This window comes from Cupriavidus sp. Agwp_2, from assembly GCF_040784895.1.
Lineage (GTDB): Bacteria > Pseudomonadota > Gammaproteobacteria > Burkholderiales > Burkholderiaceae > Cupriavidus.
The window spans coordinates 612,508-632,473 of the sequence record NZ_CP088085.1 but is presented as its reverse complement, the minus strand read 5'-3'; the positions used below and the strand labels follow the sequence as shown (position 1 = coordinate 632,473).

Below are 19,966 nucleotides of genomic sequence, written 5' to 3'. Positions count from 1 at the left end.
AGGACGTGGATCTGAAAACAATTCTCAGCGACTACTTCAGTGTTGTCCCGCCCCAGACAGTCGAAGGAGTTGGTCCGTCAACGTCAGGCAAACCAAGGCTGCGGGCCGTATGGCCCGCTGTAGCCTCAAGTTAGCCATGCTGAGATATCTGACGATAGCGATGCTCGCCATGGCCGCCAAATGCCGCGGGCCAGACTATCTATCAACGTCGGAGTGCCGTGGGACATGTCACGTTGCAGGATGCCCCCTGCCACCACGACTCAAAAACTGAGTTGGTGAGGAAATTCTTCGGCCAACGAAACGCAGCGTATCGTGCCGAGCCATCTTCGTTCCTCGACCCGAAGATGGCAGGAACGGATCCCATCGAGCATGTGCCCGTCGCTGCTCCATACCAGGCTGCGGCTAACATGGCACTCAATTTATGCACGACGGGCGTTGGCTGAGTTGTTGCCAGAAGGCGGCTAACTGCACCAGGGGACCCAAACCTGCCGACACGGCCGCCTCTGACGCAGCGTTAGAATGGAGTCTAGCCGCGATGCGGTCGATGAACAAATGCAGGGGAGGCGATTGGAAGAACGGCAACTTGATCTGTCAGGGATGCTCGATGCCAGCAGCGAGGGGGAAGGTCCAGACGGCCCAGTCTCAGCCAGCATTGGTAGCCGCGCAGAACTCCATGTGCACTTGAACGGAGCGATCCCAGCGTCGACTATCAAAGAGATTCTTGCCGACGAAACGACTGTCCTTCCACAGGGTTTTGAGATCGCGCGGGACTTGCTCCGTCTCATTCCTTGCGATTCACTAGCGGCGTACTTGACCCCATGGCAGATTCTCCGCCTCTTTCCAAGGAAACGAGAAAACCTCGACCGTCTCTGCATCGCTGCCCTAGCCAACCTCGCCGCCAACGGCGTGCGTTTCGTCGAACTTCGAAGCAGCGTGTTGTACCTCGCCACGCTGCAGAAATGCTCGCCGACGCAAGCGCTGGAACGTCTCATCGAATCCACCAGAGTTGCAGCGCAGCGTCAGAGCATCCGGCGTGGGTTGATTCTTACGGTGGCGCGCGGCGATTATGGCGTCACCGCGCTGTCCACCCTCCTGCAGGCCTACCAAGATCTCGGCGAGCCGGACGATGTGGTCGGTCTCGATTTGGCGGGTGATGAAGAGATGGCGTATCCGGCACAACTGCCATCGCTGTTCCGCGGGGCAAAAGACCGATTCGGGCTTGGAATCACAATCCATGCTGGAGAGACCGGCCGAGTGGAAAATGTGCGCTCAGCCATCGAGCTCTTTGGAGCTGACCGCATTGGCCATGGAACGGCTGCCGGCAAGGATCCTGAGCTGCTGGATCTCCTGGCAAAGGAGGACGTTTGCGTCGAGGTGTGCCCGATCAGCAACCGCTTGACTGGTGCGGTGCCTGCCGAAGAAGCACATCCCCTCCAAGAGTTTCGGCGCCACGGCGTTCCGTTCGTCATCTGCTCGGATAACCCAGAGATCCACCAGCGCGGCCTAGTCGATGATCACGCCGCCGCCATGGCCGAAGGCCTGTCCGTCGGCGACATGCGCCATCAATTTCAGGTGGCCAAGCGCTACTCATTCATGGAGAACTTAGCTTGAAACTCCGATTTCTTTCCGGAAACCCGCACAAGATCGCGGAGGTGAATCGAATACTCGCGCCAATCGGTGTGGACATCGTGCCGGTGTCCAAGAAGATCGAGGAGCTGCAAACCGAGGACGTCACCCGTCTAGTGCAAGACAAGTTGATCAAGGCTTTCGAGGTGATCGGCCGCCCCCTTTTTGTTGAACACACTGGCCTTTATCTGAACGGACTTAACGGGCTTCCTGCCGGTCTGACCCAGATTTTCTGGGACAGGTTAGAGGCTGATCGCTTTGCGAACTTGGTGGCAGGGCTGGGAGATGCGAATGTGACTGCCAAGACGGTGCTCGGCTACTGCGACGGGCGAGAGATCCGGTTGTTCGAGGGGGCCATCGAGGGAACAGTGCCGCGCGTACCGGCCGGTCCAGTGGATTTTCAGTGGGATTGCGTCTTCGTTCCCAACGGCCACACCGAAACCTTCGCAGAGATGGGAACCAGGAAGGACGACATTTCGATGCGCCGCAAAGCCCTTGATCAGTTTGCGGCGTACCTCCAATCCGTCAGGGGCAATCGATGAACATGGAACTGTTAAATGCACACCAGGCCGGCAAGCTGATGCTTTTCGCCGGAGCTGGAGTGTCTGCGAACCTCGGCTTGCCGACTTGGAGTGAATTGACGGCGCAGATGGCTTTGGAACTGGGCTTTGATCCCAAAATCTTTTCAACCTATGGATCGCCGCTGGCGCTGGCGGAGTACTACAAGAAGAAGAAAGGCAACCTTGGACCGTTGCGCAGTTGGATGGACCGCGAATGGCACAAGCCCAGCACGGACGTTACCACGTCCGAGGTCCACCGCCTGATCACTCTCGGAAAATTCTCGCGGATCTACACGACAAATTACGACCGGTGGCTGGAAATCGCTCACGACAAGTTCGGCGTTCCGTACGACAAGATCGCAAGTGTAGCTGACCTCGTGTCGGTCACCGAAGGTCGTCGTCAGATCGTCAAGCTTCACGGCGACTTCGCCGACGATGAATCGCTCGTTCTCGACGAGACCAGCTATTTTCAGAGATTGAATTTCGATACCCCGCTGGGCATCAAGCTTAGAAACGACGTACTGGGCAATTCGGTGCTGTTCATCGGATACAGCCTAAGCGACATCAACATTCGGCTCTTGTTCTACAGGCTGACGGAAATGTGGGGCCGCGCGGTCCTGTCATCCGCCAGGCCCAAATCATACCTCTTTATGAGCCGTCCGAATCCAGTAGCGCAGGAGGTGCTCCGCCATTGGGGTATTGAGATGATCGTCTCGGAGGAAGATGATCCCAAGCAAGCACTCACCAACTTCTTGAGGGAATTGGTGAGCTGAAGTTGGGATGTCGTGCCTGATGGCCTGGCTATAATCAGGCGCTGACGTCAGCTTTGGAGCTCACAGCCTCGGACCTATTGCGCAATGCAATGAAGGATCGTGGTGCTGGACTGAACCGCTCGGGGATTTGTGTAGGCTTGTCGGGCTAGTCAGCGACTGCCGCTTCGGCTAGGTACTGTGAGGCGCTTACAGGAGCTGCCGCTAACTCGCTTGGAACCGCTGGCCATTCTCTTTGCCTGTGAGGGCGCTGCTCAATGGCAGGTTTTGGAGGTGCGGCTGCCGTTTGGTCCAAGAACATGCGAAAGACCGGTGCTTGCCGCAGCGGTCTTTGAGCCACCAAAACGGAGCGGCTGCAGCCTGAAACGGTCAGCCGGGAAAAAAAATCAAGAGGCGGCTCTTGGCCGGTCTCGGCCGTCCGCCTATCCGCGAACGGGCTTCCTGGCGCCAACGACAAATACCGGTCCTTCTCGGTTAATCGAAGCTGCGTGAGGTCGAACGGCCCCATCGGTCAGAGAATCGAATGCTAAAACCAATATCCCTATGTCGCGGGCAGGCCTTCAGTGGTCGTACCAACGGGCCATTCCTTCTCACCATCTCACAACCACCTGCATTGAAGTGCTGGCCCTCGGCGTGATCGGATGCGTCGAGCCCAACAGGTGAAAGTCTGTGATGCCCTTGATGGGGTGTCTACGTTTGCGATCGCAGCGTCAGCTGCCTTACCGCTCGCAGTTCGCTGGCAATCTGCGCGTGACACTCCAGATGCTCGGGATGCGGTCGCGATGCGGTATCTGTCGGCAAACGCAGCCCCTTCCCACGCAGCTTTCCATACTCGGTCCGCCGCAATGCATTCGCGACTTCGACCTTCATGTCTCGGTTGACCCACAAGAGACCCAGATCGAAGAGAGTGTGAATATCTGCGCGCAACAATAGTCCGTTGTCGCACCGGTTCGTGTCGTCGCCCTTATACGGGATAATGTGGGCCGCCTCAAGTACATCTTCCATGGCGCAGCCCGTGACGGCACACCGCTTTTCATAGGCCTTGAGCAAGGCCTTTCTGAAAGCCCCTTGCCCGCGACGCAGAAATACCGCGCGCAGTTCGCGCTCGCGAGCATCGCTCTCGAATGTGATCGGCTCGGCAAGCTCATGGGCAGCCGCCTCTTGGGCGCGGTCGATTGCCTCTTGGGTTGTACGATTGCCTAAGCTCATGGGTGCTTTGTGCGGCCTGCGCCCGGCGGGGCCGCGTGACGCGGCTGCAGTCATGTCTCGCGAAAAGGTTGCCGTAGTGCGCAAAAATGTTTCCAATTCATCAAGAGTAGTGTCTGCCGCCACTAAGAAATCCAGCGCGGAATAGGCGTTTCCATGTGCGTCTTTTAGCGTTTTGCTGATTCCAGGGCCTTTTCTCGTGCGCTTCGCGAACCCAGTGAAGCGAACAACGACGTGTTTTTGTCGGGCGAAGAGCAGGACATGCTGGAAGTGATGTTCCTCCTCGATCGGATCAAACCGGTACTCCACGAAGTTTGTGTCCCGGTTGATATAGCCTTGGTAGCTGCCTTCATAGCGGCCATCCATGAATTTGATGATTCGCCTGAGGTTGCGGGCCGCATCCTGGTGCTTTCGCAACCATCGGTCGGCGTTCGGGCAGGCCTTCACGTTTTTGTTTCTTTTTGGTTTCGCCATTGCTTTTCCGCGATGCTCCATCTGCCGTCCGGCGGCTCGATACCGTCGCCGTCAATCCGGCCCTTAGGTGACGCACGACCTAGGCCGCCCCAATGTTGTATATAGACTGTTGCTGCGACGTCGATTCTCGGCATCGAGTTATCGCATGCGAAGTGGAGCAGCCATTTTAATATGTCCGAGCGCCATCCAATGAAGGTCTCTTCATGGCCGGCTTTCGCTTCCGCCGTCTGTGACGAGTCCAAGAGTAGCCGCGGCGCGCCAGTCAGTGAGGCGCTGACATTTCTGGGACGCGGCAATAAGGCACGATAACGGGACCTTATCGCGTAGTCCCCACGCGAGCAGGCTTGGTGATCGGGGTATTCGTACTTTGCGTGCGAAATTTGGTGGTCAAGCTGCAAAATCTGTTCTGAATCAAGTGGTTGGAAAGCTGCTGACTCAAAGTATCCTTCATGTTAGAAAAGCCTTACTGCAAGCCGAATCTGGAGCGGCCACCGCCAGATTACGCACGCAAAGTACGATGACCCCAGATGGCGCGCGTTGGCCCGAGAGGACTGATTTGTCGATGCGCCCTTTTTCAGGGCACATCAAACCCGAGCCGCCGCAGGACGTCGCCTGTCTTCACGTTCCCCGGATGGAAGAGTCGGCAGATATGATTGGCCGTTGCTGGGCGCAGGGCGGACGCTACCGCAAAGAAGCTCGCCTCGACAGGAGGGAACTCGAGTTGGCGATTGCGGTCGTTGTACTGGCCGCGAAACCGTTTAAATACCTCAGTGATACGATTTTGAAGTTCGTCGTTGGGATGGGGGGGTACCACGCGCAGGGTTAGGGACATGTTGTCCAGCGCAATCGTTGCGAATTGATCGCCGTAGCGATAGATTACGCAGTACGGAGCTACAGCGGAGCGCCGTGCAGGATGCGGACCGATATTTGACCCCGTATGGGAGGGTGCCAAAAGGAATCCGATCGCTTGCGCCGAGGCACGAGCATCCATGCCTTCCGGCAGACTGAACCTCTCTACGAGCGCGCCTTCCGCCTTCACCGCTCCTACAATTTGGAAGAATACGGACTCGCCGGGCGGAAACTCCCAAAAGCCCCCCTTGTATTGTCGTCCCGAGAAGGCCTGGCCAATTTTCCATACCCCCAGAGTGCCACTACTGGTCGGCGGGTCAGACGAAAGATTTACGGTCGACTGGTTCCAGCGTACGTAGAAGCTGTCGCGCTCGCGGCGCAAAACCACCTCAGCGAGCAGGCCGTAGATTGCCTCCTGGAGAGCTTCCTCCCGGAGCACGGCCTTCTGCTTCCTGACTTCAGCGGCTTGTTGCCTAGCGCGCATCTCCTCTTGCTGCTGCGCACGCATCCTTTCAGCTTCGCGCTGCCGGCGCTCCTCATCCCTTCGGCGACGCTCCGCATCCCTTTGGCGACGCTCAACTCTCGCTGCCTGGCGCGCTTGGTAGTCGGCCTCCGCCCTTTGTTCCGCCAGTGGATTGAATCGCCAGAACTTGCCGTCGGGGGAGTGCAATATCTTCCGAAGCGCTTCCCAGTCAGGATCAATTGACGGTGGTAATACGATCTCGAGAGTGGGTACTGCCAGGTCCCGGATTTTGGCTAGCTTCTCATTGTCAATGAAGTGAGTAACGGCGACTTCAAGGTTAATTCGGCGTTCACCGACAATCCCAACCAGGTCCGGCCGGATGCTGCCGTGGGCGCGCTCCACCTCCACCCGGTCGAACCGAACCATCTTGCCCGGCAGCTCGGCGATCCCTCGATGATGGACGGACGCGAGATCGCGCGCCCATACCTGTTCACTCTCGCCAGTCACATATTCAAAAACGCCTGACCAGGTCGAATCCTTACTTCCTCGCGTCCGAGATCCCTCGGTCTCGTGCCGTACGACAAAGCAGGTGGGAAGCGCGATCTGCGGGTCAGCCTCGAGGAGAGCCTTGACTGCCAGGTGCAAGGCCGACTCGTAACCCGCCTGGCAGTTCTCAGCGCGATAGTGGGAGAAGTGCCATACCTGCTCGGAGCCTTGCTTGGCGATAAGCCGAGCGCCACAGCCCGGGCAGGTGCAATTGCACGCGAGTCCATTGGGCACGTCCTGTACGGACACGATTTTCCCACTGGGGTCGAGTGCGTAGGGTAGCTTGGCGGATTTGATCATCACAGCGCTAGTGCACAAGGCGCACGGTGCCGGGTTTGGTCGGTTCACTTCTATGCTATGGCAGCACAGTATGCTACGCGAGCTGACCGAGACGGGATTCATTGGGATACGCGATCCGGCCGGCGTGGTGCCAAAGAGGGCGGACTGCTGCTGCGCGTCGCTGGGGCGGACCCTGCTTTCATGGGAGTTCCCGAAACTGAGCTCACTTGTGTGGTGCGCCGCCCGAGACGCCGCCAAGCCTCTATGAAGTGGTTCGTCTGGTTGCCAGGCTCGGCGGCTTCCTCGCTCGCAACGGCGATGGCGAACCACGTAGCGCCAGCTACCAACCGCGCTCGCCGGGGCTCAGCCTCGGGTCAATCTAACTCTCTCCGGTCGCGCACGAACAGGCTGCGCGTTCGGCAAACACCCGAGTTGGCTCGCGGCCCGGCGTGCGAGAATACGCCGCGACCGGAAGCTGACTTGCTGCGGTCGCCAAAACACAACGCGGAGACGATATTGGCCAAGAATCTGCTGTACGGCCTGGTAACGATGGTACTTGCAACATCGGCGTTTGCCGGCGAGCGCTACATAGAAGTATGGAACCCGCCGGAGGCGCGCAGTTCCGCCACGAAACACCTGAAGCCATCGGCACGCAAACCGAAGAATAGTCGTGTGGGTCCTCCTGCAACAAGCAGCCGGACGCGTCGAGTGGCGAAAATATCACCGTTACGGCCGGCTACAAAGGCAAGGCCGGGCAGGCTGACATACAACGACATTCCGCGGCAGGTTACGCCAGAGGGTAACGTGCTTCGGGTGGTAGGCGGCCAGTCTCGGGCTGACGTTGAGCGCTGATGCAGTCCGAGCGCTACAAGGGGGATCGTACCTTTCATCTGAAATCTGGCGGTCTGGCCCCCAAAGTCATTACGAATCAAGGGGTTGCAATATCGCTGCTCGTGCGAAAGGCGGGAAGGAGCAAAGCCATGCTGCAGGCGGCTCTCCGGCTGATTACCGCCACTTTTTGCACAAAAGGTACGATGACCCCTACAGGGAGGGGAGTAAGGTCAGACTGGTCGTAGTGAACACAAGCGAAACCCAACACGTCCAGGATGGTCGAGACGCCAGTAAGATCCAAAAGAGTTTCAACCCTCGGGAAGATCTAGTTGGCGTGGTTGCGGAAATCGATGGCGATCGGTACCGTCCGCCTGCAACCACGGGCGGCCGAATTACCGGATCGGGCAGGGATGCGTTAAGTACTTTAGGCTTGGCCAGAGTCCTGTCCGCATCCGCCCGACTTCAGGCTACCCTCGAGGGTAGGCGCTGGGAAGCGTGGAATGGGGCTTGTCTAAGGTTCAGGCCATGAACGCCTTCTTTGCGTAGTCAGGCATGTTCACACTGGCTCGCATTGCGCTCAGGAAGTCTGGATCGTCAACTGCCGCCATCGGAGCAAGCCGCATGGACTGAGCTGGTAGGGTATCGCCCCGCAACAGGATTGACGACATGCTTTCCTGGGCCATTTCGTCTTCCAGGCTTAGTTCGTTGTCATCAGTGACGCCGTTTGCTAGCAAAAGAGTCTTCTGACCGTCCTCGAAGGCTGGCAGGTGCTCAAGGCCGTATCGAAGCTTTTCCAAAGCCTCTGCCAAGGTCATGCCTCCGAGTCCATCGTCTCCCTCCTCGACCAGATCCAGCACATAGGCTTTACCTCCGATGGAAACCGGCTCGCTTGAGAGCGGGTCCGCAATCACGAGACCGTTGTCCTCGCCGAGCCGAACTCGCCCGTCGATGACTACCGCGCGGACTGATGTCTCCTTGGCCTCAACCAATCGCGCGTAGTGGTCGCCTCCAGTACCTGCCAGCACGAGAAGGTGGCCCACTTGCCAGGTTCAAGACTGCCGAGGAACTTGTCCCAGCCCACCATCGCCGCGGGGACAATAGTTACTGCAGCCACCAGTTCAGCGTCGGTTAAGACGCCGCCCTTGTACCGGCTGACCTCCCGTGCGACCTTGAGTTCACCGAGCAAGTTCTTGCAACCGCTTGGGGCCCAGTCCGCCCCAATAGCAATAGGGATCCCGCGGCTTTTCGCCTCTTCGATCTTGCAAGTCTCTCCATATAGCAGCAGGTTACTAGTCGGCGACCACACGATGCCCGGCACAACCCTAAGCGCCTCCCACCCATCCGTAGGGATGCCAACACAGTGAATGCAGATCAAGTGGGGATTCAACCCGTCCGGAACCTGCTGAAGTTCCCGAAATACACGTTCACCATAGGCACCGACGCCTTCACTGAGGTGGTAGATGTATGGCTGCCCTTGCTTTGTCCATTCAAGCATTTCGGCAAGCTTTTCCGGATTGAAGTCAGGTGTATTCGACTTGACAGTGGGAAGCTCGGGAGCTAGCGGCTGTTCGATGTTACGCATCAGGCCTGAGTACATGGCACCACTCTTCAATGGCATACCGTGTCCAGTGGTTACACCTCCAAACAACCCTCGACATTCGGCATGTCGGACTATCGCCCGAGGGTAGGATTTGTCTTTGTTCTGGTTGAGCAACGTGAACGGCGCCGTCACCGCTGGGTAATACTCTTTGACGGTCTGCCACTCGCGACGGTTATCAAACCTACGGTCGACCTCCCACAAAGGAATCATGTTGTATGGCAGATGATTGTGGAGATCGAACAGCCCCGGATAGATGGTGCCACCTGTTTCGACGACCGGCGCATTTGCGAAAGCGGTTGGCAACGTCTCGTCAGCACGAACCACCTCGACGATATGACGGCCCTCCAAACACAATCGGCCACCGACCAAGACGTCGCGATTCTTGTTCATTGTCACAATGTCGCCGACTACCACGACGCGCTTGTCAACGAGCTGCGCCATGGTCTTGCTACTGCCGACTGCTGAAAATTGAATCATGCTGTTCTCTCCCGATTGTAAGTATTCAAATCAGCAACCGAGATCGGTTGCCACGGCGGCCAGAAAAGGGGGTGGCGAATCTACACGTCGCTACTTACCGTGCATTGGCAACCCGAAGGCCTGGCTATTCACAGCGATATTTCGATATTTGGACGCCGATGGCACGTACGGCTTCTGATGCTCGCTGTACTTCAGCAACGTCCTTTCGCAGCATGGCACGCTCCGACCATGCCAAATTGTTGTGATACTGCTGCCGCAACGAAGGGCAAACGATCCCACTAGCAAGTCGCTCGGCCGACTTTGGATCTCCAATGACAATTGGCTGAGCCCGATATTCCGCGTTCAGTTGACCGATGGTCTTCCGAGACGATTCCGTCTTTGTGCCGTCGGGACACGGCTGATCCTGGAGCGTCACTCTACCGTCCATCCCGCGACATTGGTATACGGTCTGCCCCACTGCACTCGTTGTGAAAAGCCCCAGTAGCAGAATTCTCAACATGGTTTCCTCCCCAGCGAATTTTCCTTGAGGAATCGAGCTGGGTACTCCCCACAGTTGGGGGGCTGTGTCGATGGATATCTACCTCTGCAGCATCGACACATCGACATGGCGGATCGGCTATCGCCCAAAGCCAGAATCTGCTGGCGCCGGATCCATGATCGGAAGTCAGCCGGCAAACTAGCCCTCCGCAGTAACCACTGAGCTACGTGAGGCAGAGTATTAAGTTCGTCGTCCGATGACCCAAGCCTGCTATCATTCGCGCGTCGCGGGGAATCGAGACGTAAGCTCCTTCCCTTTCAGACTTATCGGGACCAGTTGTGGTACCTGTGTAGTGAAACAGTGGGCCTGTAGCTCAGGGGTCAGTAGCAGAGAACTCATAAGTGCGCCATGGATAGGGCGCACTCTCGTTGTGGTAGTAGTCTACCCCACTGAAGCATCGTGGGTAAAACAGCGGCTTACCGCGGTGGAAACACCGCGGGATACCTAAGGGGGAAACCTCGAGGGGACAGCAGCATGCCGCGAAAAGGCAGGTGAGAGCTAATATGCAAGCTCGATAGGTCTGTCAGTTAGGCCAGTCATGGTGAAGGCTGTATTGCCAGAAGCCAAATCCGATCGGAGTACCATGCTCAACTGGTGGACACGCATGTTTTACGTCCACTTCGGCGAATGAGGGGTAGCGATTATGAATACTCCTCAAGCTTCTTCGGCCGACCGACGCCCAAGTAGGGACGAAAAGGATGAGTTGGACACCTAAAACTGGAGCGCGAGAGTGTGTTAACCATGGGATTGCCTAAGGGGAGCAATCCCTAGAAGCGTGGGTTGAGACATGCAACCTACGCAGGAATGACGAAGCTGTGGCAACATGGTGAACCATTCCGGCAACGGACTATTCGGTAGTACCCGTTGTGGCAGAAATGTTGGGCCTTTAGCTCAGTCGGTAAGAGCAGAGAACTCATAATTCTTTGGTCGCAGGTTCGAGCCCTGCAAGGCCCACCAAAAATATGCCCTATACAGCCTCGGTAACGCGGGACAAGGGGAAGCGAAGATGCAAGGACGTGCTTTAGAAGTAAAAGGTTTACTCGGATGAGTAGTTCTGACCTAGAACGACTAGAGACACTACGTAGATTAAACGCTAAACCTGGTTGGGTCAACGGTGACCTCTATAGGCTAATGTACAAACGCGACCTTTTTGTCGTGGCGTACGAAAAGCTGAAAAGCGTTCCCGGAAACATGACACCAGGGGCCGACGGAACCACGCTAGATGAGTTCTCCTTGAGGACCATTGAGAAGATCGTCGCACAAATGAGGGACGAATCGTTCCAATTTTCCCGCGCACGACGTGTCCACATCCCGAAGGCCAACGGAAAAACTCGTCCCCTAGGAATCGCTCCACCACGAGACAAAATCGTACAAGAGGTCATGAGAATGATCCTCGAAGCAATTTACGACAGCCCTCATGGAAGCAGTTTCAGTGACGACAGTCATGGCTTCAGGCCCAATCGCGGCTGCCACACAGCGCTAAAGTCTATCCGCAACACTTGGAGCGGAGTAACGTGGATCATAGAAGGCGACGTCAAAGCCGCTTTCGATTGTATTGACCATGACATTCTGATCAGCATCCTCCGTCGTCGCATCAAGGACGAGAGATTTCTTAATTTGATCAGAAAAGCACTGACGGCCGGCTACTACGAGTTCAAAAGACCCGTGGAAAGCTACGTCGGTACACCTCAGGGGTCCATAGTCTCCCCTATCCTGTGCAATATCTTCTTGCATGAACTCGATGAGTTTGTCGCAGGTTTGACTGCAATACACGAAAAGGGAGATAAGAAGCGGACCACGACCGAGTACAACTACCGTCGGAAGCAAATTGTGAAGGTGCGTTCGAAACTAAATGCTCCGACATATAATGCCGAAGAGCGGAAGAAATTGCTCAGTGAATTGAAGGCGCTACTCATTGCTCAGAAGCGGTCAAGCCAAACACGGGATGACGGCTCGTTTATTCGAGTAAAGTATGTGCGGTACGCCGACGATTGGTGTGTGGGAATCAATGGTCCTAAACATCTCGCCGTGCAAATTCGTGATGAGGTTAAATCCTTCATGACGAAAGAGCTCGAGCTAACTCTTAGTATGGAGAAAACCCACATCAGGCATGCCAAGGATGAAGAAGCATTTTTCTTGGGAACCCGATTTAAAGTGGGAGCTGATTCTCAGAAAGTAGTTCGCATAACCGACAAGAACGGCCGCTACTACCAAAAGAGAGTCACCGGATGGTTACCCCAGATGTTTGCCCCATGCGACACGCTGGTGGCGAGACTAAACTCCAGAGGATTCTGCGACAAGAACGGTAGCCCAATCGCCAAAAGCGCATGGATTTCCCTCGACGACGACCAAATCGTCGCAATGGCAGGAGCGGTGCTGAGAGGACTGGTTAATTACTACAGTTTCGTGGACAACTACTCTGATCTGCGCAGGATTCAGTACATCCTGAAATACTCGGCAGCGAAGACCCTGGCTGGGAAGCATAGGACTTCGATTAGACGAATCTTCCTCAAGCATGGGGATCAGTTGGCGATCGAGAAAACTCACTATGGGAAGACGGCATTCTTAGCCTTCCCTACCGTCTTCGATTGGACTCGCAACCCCACCAGATTCAAGGTGGGCGAGCTGCCCACGCCGGATCACGTGTTTCAACGAAATCAAAGACTGAGAACCCGTAGCAAGCTTGGGGTGAACTGCGTTATTTGTGGTTCCGACGAGAATGTGGTAATGCACCACATTCGCCATGTTCGGAAAATGGGTGAGAAAGTTTGGGGCTTCAGCCGGCTCATGGCAACTCTGAACAGAAAACAGATTCCAGCATGCACTCCCTGTCACATAAAGGTTCATAAGGGAGTCTATGATGGCCTTAAGTTATCAGATCTGTATGATCCCATCACAGCGGCGAGGTAGCTTGAGATACGTAGGGCGCGCAAGCGCACCTTGCTGGAGAGCGTAATGCTTGGAAACTTGCACGTTGCGTTCGGAGGAAGGTAGTTGGTTTCCTGCAAAGAGCGGTTTTGCCTTCCCACCGCTCTTTGAAAGGGACTGGCTACCGATCCTACTTCTTTGGTCGCAGGTTCAAATCCTGCCAGGCCCACCAAGTACCTACATGCGACCTCGGTAATGCGGGGTGAAAGGGAAGCATTCCGACGACCGGACTGGCCGGTGTCTGCCTTGCGCTCCCGCCACGATTCGACGGCGACGGTGAGTTGCAGCGTGCGAGGCCAGGGCGAGCGCCAGAGTTGCCGCGGCACAGCGACAAAGCGCGATGGCGAAGCGTAGCCGGAAGCCAGAACTGCAGCCGATGATAGTGAGCCGCGGTGGCGACGGCTAAGGTGCAATGAGTTGGGCCGCAAAAGGCGACTTGCGTCGATAATGGGTCGTCGATGCCAGCCTGCAAGCTCCCTCTGCTGAAGTCACAAGGTCTTTTGGGGGCCAAAATTACGTCTTGCGGCCCAATCTGTTACACCATCAGGTCATTCCTACAAAGCTGGCTTGCCTTGCCGCATGATGGGAGGTCCAATCGTCTCTCCAGCGCCTGGCTGGTGGCCAGGTTCCGGCTCAGTTCTGTGATCTCCAGAAAGCTAAGCGAGTCATGGGCTCAGCCGAGCTGTCCTCGCCTTGTTCCAGGATGATCGAAGTGCGGAGATGGCGAAACAAGTCCGGCCGGCGACCCCGAGGCTGCGCTTGCGGACCTGTCCGGCGAGCGTGGGGAGAGGCATGCGGGGACGTCGGCGGACGCGGCACGACGGTCTTAGCGTCCGTGTCGAGCACCACGTGGAGAGCTGATCCGGCCAGCGAGCTAGCCAAGGCTGCGTTTGGCTTCCGCCATAGTGGATCTCTTGATGACCCGAACACGCCGGCGCAGTAACCTAGCATGTTCTGTCGGTCGTTGTCCCACATTGACTCCTGGCCCTATTTTCATTGAATTCAGATGGCATTACCCCAGTGTTTTTCCACACACATAATCACAGAGTGAAAGTGTTTTGCGCTAAAGCTTGGTTAGCCTTAAACTATCTTCTCTCATCCCTCGACTGGAAAGGAAAATCGAATGGCATCCTATAAGGAACTCATGTCCCAGAAGCAGGCCCTCGAAGCCCAACTGGAAGAGGTACGCGCTAATGAAGTAGCGGGCGTCATCGAGAAGATTCAGAACCTGATGGCGGAGTATGGCTTGACGGTCGAAGACATTGCCAAACGCCGTCGCGGCCGTCCAGCAGGCAGCCGTACAAGCAAGCCGAAGTCGGAACTGCCCCCTAAGTACCGCGACCCCAAGACCGGGAACACTTGGTCCGGCCGTGGTCGCCAACCGGCCTGGCTCGGTAAGAACCCGAAGAGATTCCTGATTGCAGAAGAAGCCTAAAAACCTCCGCTACTGCACCCCAGAATAAAATTTGCCCCTGCCCGCAAAGCAGGGGTTTCGTTTTTTTGAGAGCAGCACCATGTCCTTTGAAGCGATTCACGCCGAGATCATGCTTGCCCGGCCATACCTGATTTCTCGCGAACGCACGGACAAAGGGATAAGGAATGGGTACTCGTATTGGCTGCAGGTTCCGCCCAGCAAAGAACTGAGAGTCATCCGTCTTTCGGAGGAGGGTGGTACCTATGAGCTCGTGCGTTCGGCCAGCGAGCGCAAGGCACGAGAGAAAGTACGGCAGCGTTTCACCGGTTCAGTAGCCGATCTCCTGGTCATCATCGACGAGCAGGTGGAAATCATCCGGAAAGACGAACGCTAGACACTTTCCCCGCCTGATCCAAAACGGTCAGGGACTGGATGCAATGATTCGCATCAAGCCGCCGGCCGTCGAACCCATGTACATGTGTGCCAGTACTGCGGGGATACTGAGGCGTTGGGTAGTAAGTCTTTGGCTCAATCTCAACGCGCAGTCGGCGATAACCGACATGGCCAAGAAGGCAGTCTTTTCCACCGACTCGTCACTGTAGCGGTATGGCTTTGACTTTGCCCGATGCAATCGGATCAGCGGCATTCGTCGCCAAGGACTCTTCGCGACAAACAGAGCAAAACGTGAAGGGCGCTCAATATCGGGCGGCGTTACGCAATACGGCGCACGGCTTCAAGCATGGAATACCCTTGACTCGTCAAGCGAGGGTGGGCATTTGGGCTGCCGTGGCCATGCTCCATCGTCACCAGTTTGTGGACCAGCAAGCCGTCTAACTGTTCCGGTTCGAGATCGTCGATGTCTTGCGCATCGCCAAGCAGTAGCAGCGCGGCAATTTCATGCGGACTGAGCATGTCAGGCTCCTTTGTCGGGGGAACGGAAAAGGAACTACGACTGCTGGTCCGTGGACGGAGTTCCACGGAGGATCACAGGAACAACACTGAGTGAACTCGGTGCGAGGACGCGCTGAGTATGCGCACACCGAGCATTGACACTAAACGCTCTTGTCCCCGGAATCAAGCGCTAAGTGTGCTGCAATGCAGCGGAGCGAAGCTGAAACACATCGGATCGTTGGTTGATATTTCACCCGTTTGGCAACCCCATGCTGAGCCCACGGATCACTGTAGATCGCGACAAGGTTATACTCCGCGCTCCAACGAATAACTGATAACGGATAATCAACATGGTCGCAGCAACCAAAGCAACGACGCCGTCGAGCGCGGTTACCAAAAGGAAGCCTGTCGCAAAGAAGTTGACGGCACCGACGAAGAAGGCGAGCGTGCTCGCACGTGAAGCCCAGGCAGCGAAAAAGCGCTTGCTGAAACTGCGCGCCGACACGAAGAAGGCCATTGAAGCTGCAAAGCGTGAGGTCGTGAAAGCCACTGAAGCCGCAAAGTCCGCAGCGCGTTTTGAGAAACAAGCCGCAAAGGACAAGCTCGCGGCGAAGAAAGCGAAGGCTGTAGGCGTCAAGAAGGCTCCCGGCAAAGCTGCCGCCACGAAGGTCGCCTCGAAAAAGGCTGCTGGTAGCAAAGCCGCCGCGACTGTTGTGCCGAAGAAGGCTGCGGTGAAGTCCGCAACGAAGAAGCGAGCCCCGGCGAAAAAGGTGGCACAGACCGTCGTGACACCCGAAGCTTCGGCGTGATCTTTCGCCTCAACTGAGTTGGCCTTCGGCAACCGGTCGATTGAGGCAGGATGGGCGCTAACCGGCGCCCCGTTTTGATCGCCCCGGCCAGGCCGCATAGAGCGCGCCGTGGCAAGCAGCAACGTGCCGCGCCATGAGGTCAACTCCGCATGCCGAGCGCTAGACCCATGCCCATGACATCGGTCTGCGACTGTGCGTACCCATTTCTGCGAACAGTGAAGAGGGGCGTCTCCTGATGTGGGCCTTCGTGCCGCTGCGCGACGCGTGGAGCAGGCCATGCATCAGTTCAGAGATTCTCTATTCCTTTTTGCGTTGCGAGGCTTGGCAAGCGACCCAAGCACTGTCTCGTTGAGCAAGAATGACCGACCGGTCGGTTGGCGCGCCAACATGATTACTGGTGGCGGGAGCAACATCAGCGTAATCATGTGACAACACGTGTGGGCTGCGCAGGCGCTTGAAATTGCCGATCACCGCCGCCCCCAGGACACGGATGTCAACGCCGCGCGCGCTCTCTTCCGCGAGGTGGAGAGCATTTTTTGTGCCCTGCGAGTGCGTGCAAACGCGAAAAGCCCGAGACGTTACCGCGTACGGATGTAGGCCTCGAAGAGGCCCGCGTGCAGGCCGCGTAAGTCCTTTCGCCGTTCCAGCAAGTCATGCTGGCGACCCTGGCGCTCAAGGGTCAACAGATCCAGCATGATCCGCAATCCCTTTTCGGGTAATGTGCCCGTCGAGGGTTCGGACGCGCGTAAGAGGGCAGCAAGTCCGGGTTTTTCCGCCAAGGACCAGGCGGGAAACCAGCAAAGATCCTCGGTCGTGCCGTCCCCGTCGAAATTCGCATCGAACCGCCGGCGCAGCGCCAGCAATGACGAATCCCCGAGCGTTTGTATGAGCGCGCCGAGCTTCTTCGGGGATAGCCAGGCAAGCTCGGCCAAGAGTGGCCATGCCGGGTCTAGCCCCTGGAGCCGGTAGACCGTCTCGGCCATCCAGGCGAGGGGAGTTGGAATTCGTCGCCATGACCCGATTCGCTTGATGCTGTCGCATGCCGCAGTCCATTCCGCAGCGCGCATCCATAGGGGTGCCGAATGCCATTCTGGCATCTCCCGTTGAAACGGCAATTGAGAGGCGGCCCGGGCGACGGCACGCCACAGCGGTAGGCACCAAGCCATGCCCGGTGCGTCGCCGAACGCTCGGCGCGCTGCCAGCATGCTCGGCAAACACCACGCTTCGCAGGTGTCGCGCCGTGCCGTGTGAGTCGCGAAGTGTTCGTGGACAGGAGCCTCCAGCACACAGACAAGTGTCTCCAGGGTCGGCACAAGCGCGTCGTCTGGATATTCCACGACCAGGCGCTGCAGTGCTTCACGCCCGGCGGCGGCATTGCGTTGTTCAAGCGCCGTGAGCACGTCGTTGCGAAGCATGACATCGCGGCTATCTTCAAAAAGATCGAGCTGATTCGTCACGGCGTTCCCGTTGGTAGTCAGATTGCGCCCCTGCAGTACCGGCCCGACATCGCCGGGCACAACAAGTCTTCAGGGATGGTAGCGGCTGCCACGACGACGGGCAATCCGCAACCGGCCAACCAGATCTCTGCGAGATAAGCGCTACCCGAGCGCGGCCAAGCAAATCAAGGCGCGACGCGCGGCGCTGATTCTGTTTTGGACTTCAGGATGGCTGCATGGCAATGCGTTATTCCGTCCATACAGCATCGACATCCCTCGTGAGATGTCCAGCGAGGATGTAGTCTCCGAGCTTCTCCGCTTTTCCCTCCAGGCGCTCCAAGTCAGCCACTGGTAGCATGCCGAGCTCAAATTGGCAGTAAAGATTGCGCTGACGGAACGTCAACTTTGGACGATTCAGTCCGGCAACGAGTGCAGCGGGCGAGATGACGGCAATACTCACATGGCCGCGATACTGGACACGTATGCCAAGCTTTTCGCCCAGCCTGGCCAGCTCAATCGCATCCTGCCATCCTGATTCGTAGTCCAAATCCACGACCGTGACGCCCTCTGTTTCCAGGAGCTTTAGTGCTTCGCCTTTGGTCGCAGCCAGAGCTGTCGCCATTGCCGCCTCCCCTGCTCGTAGGACCTGTGGCGATTCGCGCGCTTCTACGGCCCAATTCATATTGCATAGCAACATTGTAAGCGGGGAACGGTCTACTTCGTTAGGTCCTGTCGTCCCGCGTACCGCTTTGACTTAAGAACCCGTACTGGTGGATGAAGTAGCCTTGCGCGGGCGCAGTCGCGGTTACGCATTCGACAGACTGGTGATCAGGTAGATTGGTGATCATTCAGAGATAATCGGGTGACAGCGGACTGCCACTTTGCAAACGGAGCGCGCCCGATAGGCCATGCACAGGTGCACGAGGTCATACGGGGCGCGTTTACCCAGACCGTGGCCGAGACGCATGGCGGGCCTACACCCGCCGGCCGTTCAGGTTCACCGCCGTCGATTCCATCGAACCAAGTCACCTATCCGAGACCGATGTCTGAAGGCCACGTATTCATTTGCGGCGACCCCCATGGCGAGTTCGCCCCGCTGATTGAAAGCGTCCACCGTCACCGCCCCGAGGCAGTGGTGCTCGCGGGCGACATCCAGGCCAGGCGCCCACTGGATGAAGAGCTCGCCAGCATCCTTCCCCTGACGCAAGTTTGGTGGATTCCTGGCAATCACGACACCGACAGCGATGCCGACTACGACAACCTGTTCGGCTCGGGCCTGGCCGACCGGAACCTGGATGGGCGGGTGGTCACGATTGCAGGCCTTCGGATTGCCGGGTTGGGAGGGATTTTTCGCGGCCAGGTCTGGATGCCGCCCGAACCATCGCGCGTAGAGAGCGCCACTGACTATCTGGCCAAATGTGGGAAGGGGAATTACTGGCGGGGTGGTCTGCCGCGGCGCCATCGCAGCACGATCTTCCCGCAGACGTACAACGCGCTACTAAGTCAGCATGCGGATGTCCTGGTCAGCCACGAGGCTCCGGCTTGCCACCTACACGGGTTCGAGGCGATTGACACGCTCATCGAAGCGATGGGCGTGCAACGCGCTTTCCACGGCCATCACCACGAGTCCACGGCTTATCCGAACACAGGACCGTGCCGCATCTTCGGTCTCGGTGCGTGCGCGGTAGCCACGATCGAGGGAGAGTTCTTGCCAGCGTCCTAACTTGTCCGGATCAAGACGAAGGAGGACCGGGGGTAGCAATTCACTGGCAATTCTATTAAGCGCCAGCGGGCAGGGCAAACGACTGGTGATCTTTCGGATTGTGCAACCAGGTCAGACCGCCCGCAGGTCGACATGACACCGCCAGGTCCGGTGCTCGACCGCGCAGCGGCGGCTGCCGTCGGCAAGTTGGACGCGCCGCTTGCCAAATAGTGAGCGCGACCAAAAAAACAGCCCTCGCTCCGATGGAGGAGAGCCGCAGAACGTCCAAGAAGAAATCGGGTAACACCTTGCGGCGCCACCAGCGTTGAGTATCCGCCAGGTTGCCATTGACGGCAACCCAGCCTGCGCCGCGCAGTCCAGCTGTTCGCGAAAAAAGAACCCGCGCTCATCAGGGGACGGGCGCGGGTGGTAGCAGGACCTACCGGAGCAGGATACGGCGATATAAACATCGCGCAACACAGGATTAGGAGCCATTTTTCCCGGCAGTTCTTTTGCCAGCGAAAAAATTGTCATGCAGCGAGCAGACAATTGAACGAGGGATGGAGC

Annotated in this window: 16 protein-coding genes, 1 tRNA gene and 1 pseudogene; 10 read left to right on the top strand and 8 right to left on the bottom strand. The window is 57.3% G+C overall.

Annotation, left to right across the window (positions count from 1 at the left end; genetic code table 11):
• Positions 1-597: 597 nt before the first annotated feature.
• Genes LPA45_RS33160 through LPA45_RS33150 form a run of 3 tightly spaced genes read left to right on the top strand, consistent with a single transcriptional unit; the run spans position 598 to position 2,959 of the window.
• On the top strand, positions 598-1,611 hold the full coding sequence (locus tag LPA45_RS33160; RefSeq protein ID WP_376790716.1) for an adenosine deaminase: 1,014 nt from the start codon (positions 598-600) through the stop codon (positions 1,609-1,611).
• On the top strand, positions 1,608-2,168 hold the full coding sequence (locus tag LPA45_RS33155; protein WP_367395146.1) for a non-canonical purine NTP pyrophosphatase: 561 nt from the start codon (positions 1,608-1,610) through the stop codon (positions 2,166-2,168). The genes LPA45_RS33160 and LPA45_RS33155 overlap by 4 nt, the downstream gene beginning before the upstream one ends.
• Entirely contained in the window at positions 2,165-2,959 is a 795-nt protein-coding gene (locus tag LPA45_RS33150) for an SIR2 family protein (RefSeq protein WP_367395145.1), read from the top strand. The genes LPA45_RS33155 and LPA45_RS33150 overlap by 4 nt, the downstream gene beginning before the upstream one ends.
• Before the next feature lie 687 nt (positions 2,960-3,646).
• Here LPA45_RS33150 and LPA45_RS33145 read toward each other — a convergent pair.
• Together LPA45_RS33145 and LPA45_RS33140 are read right to left on the bottom strand one after the other, a co-directional pair.
• On the bottom strand, positions 3,647-4,636 hold the full coding sequence (locus tag LPA45_RS33145; RefSeq protein WP_367395144.1) for an HNH endonuclease: 990 nt from the start codon (positions 4,634-4,636) through the stop codon (positions 3,647-3,649).
• 574 nt (positions 4,637-5,210) lie between these two features.
• Positions 5,211-6,794 carry a competence protein CoiA family protein gene (locus LPA45_RS33140; protein ID WP_367395143.1) on the bottom strand — a complete coding sequence of 528 codons (1,584 nt, stop codon included), beginning with the start codon at positions 6,792-6,794 and terminating at the stop codon, positions 5,211-5,213.
• 218 nt (positions 6,795-7,012) lie between these two features.
• Here LPA45_RS33140 and LPA45_RS33135 point away from each other — a divergent pair.
• Positions 7,013-7,102 (top strand): annotated as a pseudogene (locus LPA45_RS33135) (IS4 family transposase); the annotation flags it as partial.
• Positions 7,103-8,122: 1,020 nt separating this feature from the next.
• Here the strand turns inward: LPA45_RS33135 and LPA45_RS33130 are convergent.
• The 3 genes from LPA45_RS33130 to LPA45_RS33120 form a co-directional block, all read right to left on the bottom strand.
• A complete protein-coding gene (locus tag LPA45_RS33130) occupies positions 8,123-8,515 on the bottom strand; it encodes a hypothetical protein (protein ID WP_367395142.1) in 393 nt (130 codons plus the stop codon).
• 41 nt (positions 8,516-8,556) lie between these two features.
• Entirely contained in the window at positions 8,557-9,681 is a 1,125-nt protein-coding gene (locus tag LPA45_RS33125; RefSeq protein WP_367395141.1) for an amidohydrolase family protein, read from the bottom strand.
• Positions 9,682-9,805: 124 nt separating this feature from the next.
• Positions 9,806-10,180 carry a DUF4124 domain-containing protein gene (locus tag LPA45_RS33120; RefSeq protein WP_367395140.1) on the bottom strand — a complete coding sequence of 125 codons (375 nt, stop codon included), beginning with the start codon at positions 10,178-10,180 and terminating at the stop codon, positions 9,806-9,808.
• A 919-nt stretch (positions 10,181-11,099) separates the two neighbouring features.
• Between LPA45_RS33120 and LPA45_RS33115 the strand changes: the two genes are divergently transcribed.
• The 4 genes from LPA45_RS33115 (at position 11,100) to LPA45_RS33100 (ending at position 14,955) form a co-directional block, all read left to right on the top strand.
• Positions 11,100-11,176, top strand: a tRNA-Ile gene (locus LPA45_RS33115).
• Between the two features lie 174 nt (positions 11,177-11,350).
• A complete protein-coding gene (locus tag LPA45_RS33110) occupies positions 11,351-13,129 on the top strand; it encodes a reverse transcriptase domain-containing protein (RefSeq protein ID WP_367395139.1) in 1,779 nt (592 codons plus the stop codon).
• A gap of 1,141 nt (positions 13,130-14,270) precedes the next feature.
• The gene (locus tag LPA45_RS33105) at positions 14,271-14,582 is read left to right on the top strand and encodes an H-NS family nucleoid-associated regulatory protein (protein WP_367395138.1); all 312 of its coding nucleotides are present in this window, start codon (positions 14,271-14,273) and stop codon (positions 14,580-14,582) included.
• A 79-nt stretch (positions 14,583-14,661) separates the two neighbouring features.
• The gene (locus LPA45_RS33100; RefSeq protein ID WP_367395137.1) at positions 14,662-14,955 is read left to right on the top strand and encodes a hypothetical protein; all 294 of its coding nucleotides are present in this window, start codon (positions 14,662-14,664) and stop codon (positions 14,953-14,955) included.
• Positions 14,956-15,272: 317 nt separating this feature from the next.
• Here LPA45_RS33100 and LPA45_RS33095 read toward each other — a convergent pair whose 3' ends face one another.
• Positions 15,273-15,473, bottom strand: coding sequence for a hypothetical protein (locus tag LPA45_RS33095; RefSeq protein ID WP_195432088.1), 201 nt, complete (start codon positions 15,471-15,473; stop codon positions 15,273-15,275).
• Between the two features lie 329 nt (positions 15,474-15,802).
• On the opposite strand from LPA45_RS33095, the gene LPA45_RS33090 reads away from it, so the two are divergent.
• Positions 15,803-16,261, top strand: coding sequence for a fumarate hydratase (locus LPA45_RS33090; protein ID WP_367395136.1), 459 nt, complete (start codon positions 15,803-15,805; stop codon positions 16,259-16,261).
• Positions 16,262-16,839: 578 nt separating this feature from the next.
• On the opposite strand, the gene LPA45_RS33085 is transcribed toward LPA45_RS33090, so the two are convergent.
• Positions 16,840-17,718, bottom strand: coding sequence for a hypothetical protein (locus tag LPA45_RS33085; protein ID WP_367395135.1), 879 nt, complete (start codon positions 17,716-17,718; stop codon positions 16,840-16,842).
• Between the two features lie 226 nt (positions 17,719-17,944).
• Positions 17,945-18,319, bottom strand: a complete 375-nt coding sequence (locus LPA45_RS33080) for a PHA-granule associated protein 4 (RefSeq protein WP_367395134.1) — start codon at positions 18,317-18,319, stop codon at positions 17,945-17,947.
• 420 nt (positions 18,320-18,739) lie between these two features.
• Here LPA45_RS33080 and LPA45_RS33075 point away from each other — a divergent pair, with 420 nt between their 5' ends.
• Positions 18,740-19,420 (top strand): metallophosphoesterase, encoded by a 681-nt coding sequence (locus tag LPA45_RS33075; RefSeq protein ID WP_367395133.1) that lies wholly within the window; start codon positions 18,740-18,742, stop codon positions 19,418-19,420.
• The last annotated feature ends 546 nt before the right edge of the window (positions 19,421-19,966 follow it).

What these genes read in the sequence shown, in the direction of transcription:
- LPA45_RS33160 (WP_376790716.1), top strand. Translation starts at nt 598, where the DNA reads ATGCTCGATGCCAGCAGCGAGGGGGAAGGTCCAGACGGCCCAGTCTCA.
- LPA45_RS33150 (WP_367395145.1), top strand. Translation starts at nt 2,165, where the DNA reads ATGAACATGGAACTGTTAAATGCACACCAGGCCGGCAAGCTGATGCTT.
- LPA45_RS33145 (WP_367395144.1), bottom strand. Translation starts at nt 4,636, where the DNA reads ATGGCGAAACCAAAAAGAAACAAAAACGTGAAGGCCTGCCCGAACGCC.
- LPA45_RS33140 (WP_367395143.1), bottom strand. Translation starts at nt 6,794, where the DNA reads ATGATCAAATCCGCCAAGCTACCCTACGCACTCGACCCCAGTGGGAAA.
- LPA45_RS33125 (WP_367395141.1), bottom strand. Translation starts at nt 9,681, where the DNA reads ATGATTCAATTTTCAGCAGTCGGCAGTAGCAAGACCATGGCGCAGCTC.
- LPA45_RS33120 (WP_367395140.1), bottom strand. Translation starts at nt 10,180, where the DNA reads ATGTTGAGAATTCTGCTACTGGGGCTTTTCACAACGAGTGCAGTGGGG.
- LPA45_RS33110 (WP_367395139.1), top strand. Translation starts at nt 11,351, where the DNA reads ATGTACAAACGCGACCTTTTTGTCGTGGCGTACGAAAAGCTGAAAAGC.
- LPA45_RS33105 (WP_367395138.1), top strand. Translation starts at nt 14,271, where the DNA reads ATGGCATCCTATAAGGAACTCATGTCCCAGAAGCAGGCCCTCGAAGCC.
- LPA45_RS33100 (WP_367395137.1), top strand. Translation starts at nt 14,662, where the DNA reads ATGTCCTTTGAAGCGATTCACGCCGAGATCATGCTTGCCCGGCCATAC.
- LPA45_RS33095 (WP_195432088.1), bottom strand. Translation starts at nt 15,473, where the DNA reads ATGCTCAGTCCGCATGAAATTGCCGCGCTGCTACTGCTTGGCGATGCG.
- LPA45_RS33090 (WP_367395136.1), top strand. Translation starts at nt 15,803, where the DNA reads ATGGTCGCAGCAACCAAAGCAACGACGCCGTCGAGCGCGGTTACCAAA.
- LPA45_RS33080 (WP_367395134.1), bottom strand. Translation starts at nt 18,319, where the DNA reads ATGGCGACAGCTCTGGCTGCGACCAAAGGCGAAGCACTAAAGCTCCTG.
- LPA45_RS33075 (WP_367395133.1), top strand. Translation starts at nt 18,740, where the DNA reads ATGTCTGAAGGCCACGTATTCATTTGCGGCGACCCCCATGGCGAGTTC.